General features: G+C 67.7%; 10 protein-coding genes and 1 tRNA gene. 8 read left to right on the top strand and 3 right to left on the bottom strand.

Features of this window, described 5'->3' with window-relative positions; translation table 11 throughout:
* Positions 1–9: 9 nt before the first annotated feature.
* Positions 10–4329 carry an AAA family ATPase gene (locus AC1DHX_RS06045; RefSeq protein WP_476858953.1) on the top strand — a complete coding sequence of 1440 codons (4320 nt, stop codon included), beginning with the start codon at positions 10–12 and terminating at the stop codon, positions 4327–4329.
* A 97-nt stretch (positions 4330–4426) separates the two neighbouring features.
* On the opposite strand, the gene AC1DHX_RS06040 is transcribed toward AC1DHX_RS06045, so the two are convergent.
* The 3 genes from AC1DHX_RS06040 to AC1DHX_RS06030 all read right to left on the bottom strand — a co-directional run bounded on the left by AC1DHX_RS06040 (position 4427) and on the right by AC1DHX_RS06030 (position 6485).
* Positions 4427–5278 (bottom strand): RcpC/CpaB family pilus assembly protein, encoded by an 852-nt coding sequence (locus tag AC1DHX_RS06040; RefSeq protein ID WP_476858952.1) that lies wholly within the window; start codon positions 5276–5278, stop codon positions 4427–4429.
* Between the two features lie 153 nt (positions 5279–5431).
* Positions 5432–5683, bottom strand: coding sequence for an FmdB family zinc ribbon protein (locus AC1DHX_RS06035; RefSeq protein WP_079550223.1), 252 nt, complete (start codon positions 5681–5683; stop codon positions 5432–5434).
* 139 nt (positions 5684–5822) lie between these two features.
* Positions 5823–6485, bottom strand: coding sequence for a 5-formyltetrahydrofolate cyclo-ligase (locus AC1DHX_RS06030; RefSeq protein WP_476858951.1), 663 nt, complete (start codon positions 6483–6485; stop codon positions 5823–5825).
* Between the two features lie 104 nt (positions 6486–6589).
* On the opposite strand from AC1DHX_RS06030, the gene galU reads away from it, so the two are divergent.
* The 7 genes from galU (at position 6590) to AC1DHX_RS05995 (ending at position 13404) form a co-directional block, all read left to right on the top strand.
* Positions 6590–7507 carry a UTP--glucose-1-phosphate uridylyltransferase GalU gene (galU, locus tag AC1DHX_RS06025; protein ID WP_476855733.1) on the top strand — a complete coding sequence of 306 codons (918 nt, stop codon included), beginning with the start codon at positions 6590–6592 and terminating at the stop codon, positions 7505–7507.
* 5 nt (positions 7508–7512) lie between these two features.
* On the top strand, positions 7513–8133 hold the full coding sequence (locus AC1DHX_RS06020) for a GNAT family N-acetyltransferase (protein ID WP_026537630.1): 621 nt from the start codon (positions 7513–7515) through the stop codon (positions 8131–8133).
* Between the two features lie 143 nt (positions 8134–8276).
* Positions 8277–9275, top strand: coding sequence for a hypothetical protein (locus tag AC1DHX_RS06015; RefSeq protein ID WP_476859010.1), 999 nt, complete (start codon positions 8277–8279; stop codon positions 9273–9275).
* 108 nt (positions 9276–9383) lie between these two features.
* Positions 9384–10196: an SDR family oxidoreductase gene (locus AC1DHX_RS06010; protein WP_476858950.1), complete on the top strand. Its 813-nt coding sequence runs from the start codon at positions 9384–9386 to the stop codon at positions 10194–10196.
* A gap of 46 nt (positions 10197–10242) precedes the next feature.
* A tRNA-Ala gene (locus AC1DHX_RS06005) sits at positions 10243–10315 on the top strand.
* A 668-nt stretch (positions 10316–10983) separates the two neighbouring features.
* On the top strand, positions 10984–11256 hold the full coding sequence (locus AC1DHX_RS06000) for a hypothetical protein (RefSeq protein WP_476858949.1): 273 nt from the start codon (positions 10984–10986) through the stop codon (positions 11254–11256).
* A gap of 288 nt (positions 11257–11544) precedes the next feature.
* Positions 11545–13404, top strand: coding sequence for a hypothetical protein (locus tag AC1DHX_RS05995; protein ID WP_476858948.1), 1860 nt, complete (start codon positions 11545–11547; stop codon positions 13402–13404).
* The last annotated feature ends 69 nt before the right edge of the window (positions 13405–13473 follow it).

The raw sequence follows: 13473 nt of genomic DNA, 5'->3' as shown, positions 1-13473 counted from the left end.
AAGGCAGCAGTGTCAGTTGGTCAAGGCCACCCCGAGGGCTCCGAGGAGTTCAGGAAATGGCTGTCGGGGCTCAAGCCCGTCACCGGTGCAGATACCATGCTGCGCTTCACCAAGACGCCCGAAGGCTCAATTGACCTGACTCATGCCCATCCCTCGGGGCTCGCCCAGCTGATGGCAGGGCGGCGTACCCGGCTCTCGACCCTGATCCGCGACCGCCAGCAATTCGTTGTCGCGGCCAGGGCATCACGAAACCTGCGCTCCAAGATTTTCGAACTCGCCAATGACCGCGGCATCGACGCGGGGTATTTCTCCGCCGGCACGGTCGTCTGGACGTCCGCCGTCGGCGGTAAGCCGCAACGGATCTCGGCCCCGGTCATGCTCACCGCCATATCCCTCACGGTGCGCCCCGGCGAGGACGACTATGAGTTGCAGCTCACCGAACAGGCGCAGATCAACCCGGCGCTGGTCCGGCACCTCAAGACCGTCCACGGGATCGTTTTCGACGTCAACGCGGTGACGCGGATGGCGTACAGCACGGCCCGTTACGACCCGCAGCCCGTTCTGGACCGCCTGGGCACCCTGGTCCAGCCGATTCACGGCGCGGAGGTCGAACACAACCTGCTCGTCTCCACCTTCGCCGACCTCTCCGGCAACCTCGATGATCCGTGGATCAACCAGAACAACCCCCTGGTCACCGCGCTGGCCCGGTCCGGTTCCGGCGAACTGGTCGACGTGCCTGCTCTGGAACCCGGCCGCTTCCCCAGCACGGACGACCGTGACCCCGCCGACGAGCTTCTGCTGCTCGACGCCGACACGGACCAGCAGTATGTGGTCGACGCCGTCCGGGCGGGCGACTCGCTGGTGGTCAGCAGCCCGCCGGGCACGGGCCAGACCCAGACAGTCATCAACACCATCGGCGCCCTGGTGGACGAGGGCAAGTCCGTCCTGGTGGTTGGCGACAGGCGGGCCAGCCTCGCCGAGATCTCCGGGCAGCTGGATGGCCTCGGCCTGGATTCGGTCCTCTTGCAGCTGACGGGCAGCGCCAGCCCGCTGCAGCTGAAGGGCCAGCTGGTCCGGGCGATCGTCCGCAACGAGAAGTCGCTGCAGCCGCAACTGAGCAACCTGCACGCCACCCTGACCGGCCACCGCCACGCCCTCATGGACCACGTAGCCTCCCTGCACAACGTCCGGGCGCGCTGGGGTTGCTCGCCGTATGAGGCCATGCAGTCCCTTGCAGAGCTGACCTCCATCCAGCCGGCACCGGCGACGACCGTCCGGCTCAAGCGCAGCGTGCTGGACAATATCCGGGACCGCGAGGAGCTCGCAGGCCGGCTCCGCCGCGCCGCCGAGCTCGGCAGCTTCAGCCGCGCGTCGACCACCAGCCCCTGGCACGGCGCGCGCCTGCTGACCCGCAAGGAGACGCAGGAAGCGCAGGGCGTTGCCCAGTCCGTTTCGGAAAAACTGCCGTTGCTGCGCGGGCGCATGGATGCCGTGGCGGAACACGCAGAGATCCGGCTCGGCCGGACCTTCGCCGAATGGGGCGAGCAGATCGAACTTCTCGTGGCCGTCCGCGAAAGTCTGGACAAGTTCACTCCCGACATCTTTGACCGGCCCGTCCACGACCTGATCTCGGCCACCGCGTCCTCCGCCTGGCGCAGGGAACGCGGGATCGAAATGCCGTCCATGCAGCGCTCACGCCTGCGCAGGGTGGCCAAGGAGTACGTCCGGCCCGGCGTGCACATCGCGGACCTGCACAGCTCCCTGGTCCTCGTGCAGGAACAGCGCGCCGCCTGGTCCGGCTACGCGACCACGCAGCGGCACCCGGCCGTGCCGTCCGGGCTGGCTGAAATCAGCGGCCTTTACCGGGAGCTCGCAGCGGAACTGGCTGAACTGGGCCTGGCTGTCAAGCACACCGCCGCCGGCGGCGACTTGGAGCGCGCACCCTACGACGAACTCCTGCCCCGGGTGCGGCGGCTCGTCGCCGACACCGCGACCCTTGAAACCCTTCCGGAGCGCACGCTGCTCGTCGAAAGCATGCGAGAGCACGGCCTGGGCGAGCTTCTCGCCGACCTTGCCGAGCGAGAGGTCCCGGAGGGTTCGGTGACCGCCGAACTCGAGCTGGCCTGGTGGCAGTCGGCCCTGGAGGCCATGATCAGCGGCGATGACTACCTCGCCATGTCCGACGGCGACGCCCTGCGCCAGCTTGAGGCGGAGTACCGTCTCGCGGACAACGCCCATATCGCCAGCGGCGCTGCCCGGCTGCGCTGGAACCTGTCCGAGCGCTGGCGCACTGCCATCTCGGCGTACCCCCGCCAGGCCGAGCTGTTGCGCAGCCTGCTGAAGGACGGCCGGGTGACCCTGGCAGCCCTGAGCGGCCAGGCGCAGGAGCTGCTGCCCACACTGGTACCGGTGTGGTCCGTCAGCCCCTACCTCATGACGGGTCTGCTGCCGATCGAGCAGACCTTCGATGCCGTCGTGATCCTCGACGCCGAGACGACCTCGTTGCAGGCCGTCCTCCCGGCGATCGCCCGGTCCCGGCAGGTCATCGCCTTCGGCGACGAACAGATCGCCAGCCCCCGGACCTTTACCGTGGGCGTCGAACGGCTCGCCGTGGGGGAGAGCTCCTACCAAAGCGTTGAGAGCTCGTACCGGGCACTCTCTGCCGTGCTTCCGGTCTGGAACCTCAGGACCGTGTACCGTGCGGTCGATGAAGACCTGGTGCGCCAGCTCAGCAAGGGTTTTTACGGCGGGGAACTCACCCGCCTCCCGGAGGGCCAATCCGCCACAGGGCTGGACCGTACCCTCAGCGTGGAGTACCTCCCCGACGGCACGGGGCTGCCCAGCGCTGACCACGACGGCGTCGAATCGGTTGTTGCCGAGGTCAACCGCGCGGTGGAGCTGGTCTTCGAGCACGCCCGGCTCCGCCCCCGGACGTCGCTGGCCGTGGTGACCGGCAGCCTTCGCCATGCCGCCCGGATCGGCGAGGCCATCAGGGCGCAACTGCCCAACTACCCCATGCTGGGCAGCTTCTTCACTGCGGGGGATGAGTCCTTCCGCGTAGTGGATCTGGAACGGGCCCAGGGCCTGGTGCGCGACCACGTCATCTTTTCCCCGGGCTATGGCCGCACCCCGCATGGGCGCACCCTCCACAGCCTCGGGCCGCTTTCCGCCGAAGGTGGCCGAGCAAAATTCGCCCTGGCGATGACGCGTGCCCGCCGGTCCCTGCACGTGCTCAGCTGCTTCCGGCCCGAAGACCTTGATGTCAGCCGCCTCAGCCACGGCGCCGTGGACTTCTACGAGCTCCTGGACCGTGAGATCGCGGGCAACACGGATCTTGGCAGCCCCGCCTCCCGGGCCGCGGCCAGCGAGCAGGCGCTCGGCGCCGATCCGCTCGTGGCCGACCTGGGTGACCGGCTCCGGGCCCGCGGGGCACGGGTGTGGCACCAGTACGACGGCGTCCTGAACATGGTGGCGGCCGCCGATCCGATGACCACGATCGGCCAGGACGATGCGGAGATTCCCCGTCCGGTGGCGATCGAGTCGGATGGCACCAGCCACTACCGGCGGATGAGCGTCCGTGAACGGAGCAGGCTCCGGCCGCAGCTCCTGGAGCGGCTTGGCTGGCGGTACATGCCCCTGTGGACCATAGAGGTCTTCACCGACCCCTCGGCCTGCGCCGACCGGATTGGCGGGTACCTCGGGTTGGAGAAGCCCGCCGTGTCCAGCCGGCTGCGGACATCGCACGGTTTCTTCGACGACGGCATCGAGCATTTGGCGATTGACGAGGCGCGGGCCGCCGAGTACCACGTGGCGGCCGAACCCGCGGGACAGGTATTCCGCGGCCACGAAACTGCCGGCCAAGAATTCCGCCGGCAGGCACCAGCATCAGCAATGACAGGCAATACAGGCAGTAAGGAGGCCGGCGGCATGAGTGCGGACGGCATCACTAGCAACACCGGCGAGACCGGCGACACCGGCAACACGAACACCGGCAACACGAACGACGCCGGCGCCACCGGCGCCCGCGAAGCCGGCGCGGCGGGCGCCGCGGCCGACACCGCGGGGCCGAAGACCGGCGAGTCGACGGAGGCCGCGGCCGACACCGCAGGGTCGAAGGCCGGCGAATCGACCGGGGAATCGACCGGCGACGGGCCGGACCAGGAGGCCGCGAAGGAGACGTCCCGCCGTTCGGAGGCACAGGCCACCGTTCCGGAGGGTGTGCTGCCGAACAAGGCGGCGGAAGACGACCCCCGGCGCTGGGGTGACCAGCCTGATAATTACGATCACGACGCCTGGCTCCAGGAACAGAAGCCGCCGCACTGGGGCTGACGTGGCGGCCCGCAGCCCAGAGCCTGCGGGCGCGGCCCGCGTCGGAGCATACGGCCCGGGCCACTGGCCCGGCGGAAACGCCCTGCTGGCTGGACAGCTAGCCCGGCGGTGAAGCCACAAGCACGAAAAACAGTTTGCCCTGGGTAGACGCGCCCGCCAGCCTACGGGCCTGGTCGGCCGTCGCTGCCACCACCACCAGCCCGTCAGTCTCCGCAGTGGCGGGCCAGGAGCCGGCCTTGCCGCCCTGCGCCGACGTCCAGAGCACTGGTACGGCTTCGGCCAGGATTTGGCTTTCGCCGGGTTGTTCCATGCCGTTGCCGGCAGTGAGCACCACGTTGACGAGCTGCCCGGGGGAGACCAGCTGGATGGAGGCCGGATCTGCCATCCTCAGCGGCACGGCCGCAGAGCCTCGCGGGCTTCCGGCGAGCAGGCCCGGTCCCAGGATCTGGGCGTCGGTGAGGAGCTGGCCCTGGCGCAACGGTGCGGCCAGCTGTTTTCCCTCGAACGCGGTCTCGCTGCCGGGGCTGCCCGCAGGAATAAGGCCGGGTGGCACGCTGATCCTGCTGAGATCGCCGGGTTCCAGAAACTTTCCAGCGGGCAGATCGGCCGCGGCGGCGAAGGCTGCGACAGTGTCAGTGGGCGCTGGAGCGAGTTGCTGAACTGTCAGTCCGGCGGGGATGCAGAACAGGAGGGCCGCGATAAGCCGCCGGTTCCGGTTCAGCCAGCCCCGCAGGCGGCGCCACGACGGGCGGCCGCGGGGCGGACGCCGGCGGGGTTTCGCGGGACCGATCCGGCTCCGGAACGGAAGGCCTGCGGCGGAAAACGTGGCGGCAGGAAGGCTCGTTGGGCGGATACCGGGACGGGACCAGCGGCCGGGGCCAGCTTCAGGCATTGCGGCGCGGAACGCCCTGAACGAAGGCGGGGAAACCGCGGTGAGGAAAAGTTCCATGCCGCCACGCTACGGATCCGCGCAGAGCGGCGGCAGCTGCGGAACGTCCTATGTGGACAACGGCAACAACGGCAACAGCGGACAGCGCCGGGCAGTGCCGAGAATCAGCCGGCCGTGGCCCAGCCGGCGGCCGGCGCCAATCCGGCAGGTGCCTTAGCTGGCCGCGGCGGCGGGCGCGGGGGTGGCCGCGGGAGCTGCAGGAGCCGGGGAAACCGTGCTGCCCTTGGTGTCGCGCGAATCGGTCCGGTAGAAGCCGGAGCCCTTGAACACTACGCCGACGCTGTTGAACTTCTTGCGCAGCGTGCCCTGGCACTCGGGGCAGGACGTCAAGGAGTTGTCGCTGAACGACTGCACGATCTCGAAGGCGTGGCTGCAGTCCTTGCAGGCGTATGCATACGTGGGCACTGGAAATCCTCCTCAGGGGCAAACGAGCAGGTCCCGTACTGCGAAGTCCGGATCACCGCCGATATGTCTATCGACCTGTTCCGTCCTTAGCAGTCGCAGGGCCTGAGTGCCAATTCTATCACCTTGGCGGGAACCCGGATCAGGCGGGCCGGGATCGGCCGAGCCGGACGATCCCGCCCGGGGTCAGCGCCGTGTCGACTTTCCGGTCGAACGACTCCGCGGGGATGCTGCCTGCGGGCAGCACCTCCGTGTCATAGACGACGGCGGCAGTCGGCAACGCGACAGCGTCGGCCGCAGCGTCGGCCGCCCCGGCGTCCGCCCCGCCGGACGCGGAGGACATGGCAGCCAGGGCGGCAAGGAACTTGTCGTAGTAGCCGCCGCCCTGCCCGATTCGGTTGCCCGAGAAATCCACCGCGGTGGCCGGCAGGAAGATTGCGGTGGCGTCCCGCATGACTTCGGTTCCGTGGCGCTCTCCGACAGGCTCCTGGATGGGCGCGTACCGGCTGCGGACAAACCCGGACTGGGGAGTCCAGTACACCCAGCTGAGCTCGATGTCGGGTTCGCAAACGGGCAGCAGCACCCGGTGCCCGGCCTCGACCAGGGCAGTCAGCAGTGGCAGTGTGGGCGGTTCGGCGCCCACCCCGAGGTACGCCGCGAAGGTGCCCTGGCGGCCGCGGCCAAGCCCAGAGGCCCACGCGAGCCCGTGGCTGGCGATGCCCGCCGCGGCGGTGTCTTGTGCGGTCAGCGGGAGTGCGGAACGCGCCGCCCTGTGGCTGGAGCGAATTTCCTCTTTTGACGCCATCTTGGCCCGTCCTCTGCCTCTTGCGGCCGCGCTGCACCGGGGGGCCGGGCAGGCGGTTCGCATAATGATTACGCAATGATTGGTCCCTCCGTTAGATTAGTCGTGTGAATACACCCATCGCTTCCGTCCGCAAGGCCGTTATCCCCGCCGCGGGCCTTGGTACCAGGTTTCTCCCGGCCACAAAGGCCATGCCCAAGGAAATGCTGCCTGTCGTTGACAAGCCGGCCATCCAGTACGTCGTCGAGGAGGCCGTGAATGTCGGCCTGAACGACATCCTGATGATCACTGGCCGCAACAAGCGGGCGTTGGAGGACCACTTCGACCGCGTCCCCGCGCTGGAGTCCACCCTGGAGGCGAAGGGTGACACTGCGAAGCTCGAATCCATCCAGGCCGCCAGCAACCTCGGTGACATCCACTACGTCCGCCAGGGCGATCCCATGGGTCTCGGCCACGCGGTCCTCCGGGCCAAGCAGCACGTCGGGCATGAGCCGTTCGCCGTCCTCCTGGGAGATGACCTCATTGACGCCCGCGATGAGCTCCTCAGCACCATGATCGAGGTCCAGGCCAAGACCGGCGGGTCGGTGGTCGCTCTGATCGAGGTGGACCCGTCCCAGATCAGTGCCTACGGCTGCGCGGACGTCGAGGCAATCGGCGGTGAGGACTACGTCCGCATCAACCAGCTCGTGGAGAAGCCCGATGTCGCGGACGCCCCGTCCAACCTGGCCGTAATTGGCCGCTACGTGTTGCACCCGGCCGTCTTTGAAGTGCTGGAACGCACCGCGCCCGGCCGCGGCGGGGAAATCCAGCTCACGGACGCCCTGCAGGAACTCTCGGCCGGCACCGGCGAGGGCTACGGCGTGTACGGCGTCATCTTCCGCGGCCGCCGCTACGACACCGGCGACAAGCTCAGCTACCTCAAGGCCTGTGTCCAGCTCGCCTGCGACAGTGAGGACCTCGGCCCGGGCCTGCGTGAATGGCTGCCCGGCTTCGCGTCCAGCCTGGCCCCCAGCCTCGCCAAATAACTCCCGTGGGGGGCAGCTTCACCTGGCCGGTGACCTTGGAGAGCGGCGACATCGTGTTGCGCCCGATCCGGTACCGGGACCGCAAGGAGTGGACAGCGCTCAGGTCCCGCAACTGCGAGTGGCTGGCCCCCTGGGAGGCATCGAACCCGGTCCCCGGCGGCGGCCTGCCGGACTACCGGCAGATGGTGCGCTCGCTCAAGGCCCAGGCCGCGCAGGCCACGGCCCTGCCGTTCGTCATCGCGGAATGGACACCAGGCCATCAGGCGCCGGTGATCGTGGGGCAGCTGACGGTGTCCTCGATTGTCTGGGGGTCGGCCATGATGGCGACGCTTGGCTATTGGGTCGACAAGGAACGGGCCGGCCGGGGGATCGCCCCGACCGCCGTGGCCATGGCGACCGACTATTGCTTCGGCACCCTTGGCCTGCACCGCATGGAGATCAACATCAGGCCGGAGAACGCGCCGAGCCTGCGCGTGGTGGAAAAACTCGGGTTTCGTGACGAGGGATTCCGGCCCAGGTTCCTGCACATCAACGGTGAATGGGCAGACCACCGGACCTTCGCGCTCACGGCTGAGGAAGTGCCGGAAGGCCTCCTCGCGCGGTGGCTGAGAACCCGCCAGTCCTGAGGCCCATGAGAGCCGCCTGACCAGCCACGACGCCCCGACGCCGGCCAGTCGCCGCTGCGCGCGCGACACACCCCTGACAATGCGGGGCAGCACCTCATATACCTCATACGGTTTTGAGTGTGGACTTCCCTCTTAGCAGCTCTGTGATCCTTGTCATTGCTGTTGCGCTCTGGATCGTGTGGGTGGCGCCTTACGTTCTCCGGAACGGACGCCACCAGCTGCAGCCTGCAGGCGACTTCCTGGCGGATGTCATTGACATGGAACCAGCAGATCCACATGCGGGGAAGGTTATGAAAATGGCGGCGCAGCAGGAGAAACCCATGATCAACACACAGCGCGCAGACCCGGCCGGCGGCACACCTGGGCCTGGGGCGGGCAAAGCGGGGAACCCTCGGGTGAATCCGATTGCTGCGTCGGGCTCCCCGGCATTCCGGATTCGTTGGGCGCGGCTGGTGCTGGCGGTAGCCGGGCTCCTGGCTCTCCTCACGGCAGTGGTGTCCGGAGCCCTTCGGCTTTTCGGCATCGGTTCAGGCTGGCTGCCGGTGACCGCCCTCCTGGGCGCCTTCGCCGCAGTGGCGCTGCTTCGTCGTCTTGCCGTCCGCGATCGCCGGCGGAAGATGAACGCTGCATTCCGTGCAGCCATGGGCAGCCCGGAACGCACCCCTGCGCGGCCGTCGGTGCCCGAACAGACCCCCTCCCTTCCCGACGGACGTCCCGCTGCCCGGCCGGAAAGCCCGCTCTTCGACGCCGAAGCGGGCCGCGACACGCCCGAGCCCGCGCCGAAGCCGCTGACCGCACTGGAACTCCGCCAGGCCGCCCTCGCTGAAGCCGTCGCCTCTGGGGATGCCTCGGCGGCCATGGCAGCCGACGCAGGTGCAGTAGCGGAGGGCACGAGCTGGGAGCCCGTCGAGGTTCCCAAGCCCACCTACGTCGAAGCCCCGAAGGCCGAACGTGCAGCCCCAATGCCCCTCGACCTTCCCGAGGCGCCGAAGGCCGTAGGGAAACCGTCTCTCAAGCAGGCCTCGGCGCGACCGGCAGCGTCCGATCCGCAGACCGCCGACGATTCTGAGACTAAGCAGCTCAGCAAGGCCCAGAGCGCCTTGAGCAACCTGGATGATGTCCTCCAGCGGCGCCGCGCCTGATCCGCCCCGTCCTTCCGGAGATTACCCCGGGCAGCCAGCGATGGCGGCCCGGGGTTTTTCATGTCCCCGCAGCGTCGCCGGCGGGCTTCGCTGCGGTAGCCTCGGGTCATGACAAGGATCTGCGTTGCCGGTGGAACCGGGCAAGTGGGCCGAGTAGTGGTGCGCCTGGCCGTCGACGCCGGGCACGCCGTGGCCGTCCTCAGCCGCAACCCGCCGGGGGCCGGCGCCGCCGGCAACATCCCGGGCGCGGAGTACTTCCGCTCGGACGTCACGACGGGAGAGGGAATAGCGGCCGCCCTGGCCGGCGCCGACGTCGTGATCGATTGCCTGGAAGGGCGCGCCGGGAAGGCGCGCAAGAACTTCGCCGACGGCGGTGCGCGGCTTCTGGCCGCTGCACAGGACGCGGGAACGGCCAGGGCCGTCATGCTGTCCATCGTGAACTGCGATCGCAGCAACTCGTCCTTCTACCGATCGAAAGCTGCCAAAGAACACGCCTACGAGCTGTCCGGACTCGAGACCGTGGTGGTCCGGGCCACCCAGTTCCACTCGTTGCTCGCGATGATGTTCGACGCCGGCTCAAAGCTGCGGATCATCCCCGTGGTCAGAGGTGCCCGGTTCCAGCCGGTATCGCCGGCCGACGCAGCCGCGGTTCTGCTGGAGACCGCCCTTGAGCCGGCGTCCGTTCCAGCCGCGGGCCCGCGGCACCGGGTACTGAACCTCGGCGGCCCCGAATCCAAAGACATGGTCGACTTTGCCCGGGAATGGCAGCGGGCCACCCGCGCAAAGGGTCAACTCGTGCGCTTCCCACTGCCCGGCGCGATGGGCCGCTACCTGCGCGAGGGGTTGAACCTGGTGCCGGAGGCGCGACACGGCACCGAGACTTTCCGGGGCTGGCTGGAAAACAGCGCAGATAGTTTGTAGCCTAGGGACACCGGCAACGCCGTTCCGTCAGGACCGGCGTTGCTTCGGGGCTATAGCTCAGTTGGTAGAGCGCTTCGTTCGCATCGAAGAGGTCAGGAGTTCGAATCTCCTTAGCTCCACAGATTTCAAGGGTTTTTGAACCTTTGAGTGCTCGAATAAATACTTTGATAACACTTTGCTTCAGAACCTTGCTCAGCCGGGGCTATACATTTCTGTGTCATGCGCTCAGTGTAGTGAGGACCAGCACGATCTCTTAGGATTTCCAACGCTGAGCAAGCCGCGGATGTGGACAGGGGAAGGCGTGAGCATACGGCAGCGTTTGTACCCCGACGATGCCGGAACGACAGGCCCGGATAGGAATCATACGCCGGGTAGCCTGACCGTCCGGGATTTTCGACGAGGTATTCCCTAGCCCAACGTTCGGCCACATCGTAGGAGACCGTAAGACCGCCAATCGTCAGTGTCAGCATGGAGCCACCCTAGCGACGGCACGCTGAAGAACTCTTGTTGGCGCGCTGCCAACCCAGGCCTTAGACGATTTCGTCCATGGCAGGGCCATGTCCTGATTTGACGAAGCGTAGGGCTGGTCGGCGTCGGTGAAAGGGGTCACGAAGAGGCTCGGGACGGGTTTTCCGTCCGGCCCGACGACCTTTCCGGTGATGATGGAATCGTAGGCTAGCGCCTGGGCCGGTGCCGCTCCGGCGACAAGAGCAAGATCTCCGTCAAGGTCACCTCCACGATCGAAGGCAAGATCCTGACGACCCAGACGATCAACACCCCGACGAAAGTGGCCGCTGCGCCCCTGGTTGCGGCCACCCCGACGATTTCCGGCACCCTGAAGCCCGGCAACGTCCTGACCGTCAAGCGCGGCACCTGGACCTGGGGCACTGCCTTCACGTACCACTGGCTCCGCAACGGCGTCCCGATTCCCGGGGCCACGGATTCGACCTACAAAGTCCGGACCGCCGACAAGGGGACCAGGATCACGGTCCGGGTTACCGGCTCGCGCCTCGGCTACACCACGGTCACCAAAACGAGTGGCGCCTACGCCGTCCGCTGACACGTCGGTGCTACTTGCCGGCGGGGACGGAGAGGCCGGGCTAGCTGTACCCGTGGTGGAGGACGGCGCGCAGCTGGGCGTTGCGGGTGCCGACCCGGCTGGTCTTCCCGGTCTTGTGGTGCCGGCTGTCTGGTCGGCGTGGACACCGGCGGCCTCGGTGCCGACGCTGCATTCGCGGACGGCTGGAGATCGCCGCTGTCATTCAGTGCTCAATCATCGCGTCATCGGGCCGATAGGCACTACGATCTGCTATGGGGCCGGGGAGCCGGCTAAAAGACTGGGGGAAAATTGAACACGAAGACCATCCGTCTCGGAGCCGCCGGGGCACTCATCGCCCTGTCCCTGGCCGGGTTTGCCGTTCCGACGCACGCCGCAACCGAAGCGTCTTGCGGTCCCATCGTTGATTCGGTCAAGATCTGCACGTCGCCGGACGGGACGCGGTATCCCGTGCTGCTCAACAGCGCGGCCTCCGGCCCCCGGCCCACTGTCGACGGAGCCCTGTTGGTAGGTAACACCCTGAGCGTTTTTGACGGCGCCTGGGACCCCTCGGACGCGAGGCTCACGCACCAGTGGGTGCGCAACGACGTTCCCATCCTCGGCGCTGCGGGCACCAATTACACGCCCACCAGGGCGGACATCGGCAAGTACGTCCGAGTCAAGACCACAGCGACGGCACCGGGCTATGCCACGACAACCATGTGGTCCCTCAAGACTGCGGCTGTCACGAGCGCCGCCGGCGCCGTTCCGTCGGTCAAGGCGCCGGCGACCGTAGGGGTCAGCCGGCGCGACAGCGACACGGACGCGCCCAACCCCATCCTGGACGCCGCCCCCGGCATCTGGGCTGGTGCCCCGGGCATCAGGTTCCGTTACCAGTGGCTCCGGGACGGTACGGCCATCCCTGGCGGCACCGCGGCATCGTTCAACACGACCGGCGAGGGGAAAGCCCTGTTCAGCGTCAGAATTACCGGTTACGCCGCGGGCTACGATCCGGCCACCCTGACCTCCGCCGGGGTAGCCATCTCACCCTGGAACCCGACACCCGGTGCCGTGGTCACGGGGAGCACCGGGCTCGGGGATGTCCTCACCGGAGTTGATGACGTTCCCTGGATCGACTTCAACGGCCGGGGCGAGACGGACTACGCGCACGTCTATCAGTGGCTGCGTGACGGTGCGGCAATCCCTGGCGCCACCGATCTGACCTACACGATAACCGCCGAGGACCAGGGGCACACCCTGGTCCTGTTCACCGACACGGACACATTCGATGCATACTCCAACGCGGTGGTTGTTCCGGCTGCTGAGGTGCCGTCGGTCCCGGACGTTGAGCTGAAGCCGCTGACGAACGTCACCAAACCGGTCCTGACCGGAACCGGCGTGGCAGGCACTCCGATGACCGTAACGGCCGGCACCTGGTCCGAGCCAGCCAACAAACTGACCGTCACCTACTACTGGCAGTCCCCAGACGGGAAGGTCTCAGCCACCGGCCCGACGTTCACCCCAAACATGACCCAGCTCGGGGCGACCGTCACGCTTATAGCGACCGCCACGGCTCCCGGCTACGAAACCGCCTGGGCAAAGGTCACCGCGCCCAAACCCGTGACCGCACCTGACCCGACCCAGACCAAAGCCCCCGCTATCCGCGGCACCGCGACCGTGAGGCAGAAGCTCACCGTCTCCGCGGGATCGTGGTCCGGCTATGCCCTGGGGCTGACCGAGACCCGCCAGTGGCTGCGTGACGGTACCCCGATCGCCGGCGCCACAGGCCGCGACTACACCCTGGTGGGAGCAGACTTCGGCAAGAAAATCTCAGTCAAGGTCACCTCCACCCTGGGCGGCAGGATCCTGAAGACCCAGACGACCGATGCCACGGCGAAAGTGGCCGCGGCGGTCCTGGTTTCGGCCACGCCGACGATCGCCGGCACCACCAAGGTGGGGAATGTGGTGACCCTGAAGCGGGGCACCTGGACCTGGGGCACCGCCTTCAAGTACCGCTGGTTGCGCAACGGCGTTCCGATCTCCGAAGCCACGGATTCGACTTACAAGGTCCGGACCGCCGACCGGGATAAGAGGATCACCGTCCGGGTCACCGGCTCTCGGCTCGGCTACACGACAGTCTCCCAGACCAGCGGAGCGTACTTCGCCCGCTGATCGCAGGCCTTGCCCAGGCGTGAGGCAAGGGGATCCTGGCATCACCGGACGCCCTTCCTCGGAGTGTTC

It is taken from the genome of Arthrobacter sp. 05N33_2, assembly GCF_056397425.1.
The sequence above is the reverse complement of the archived record's forward strand: the minus strand, read 5'-3'. Positions and strand labels throughout refer to the sequence as shown.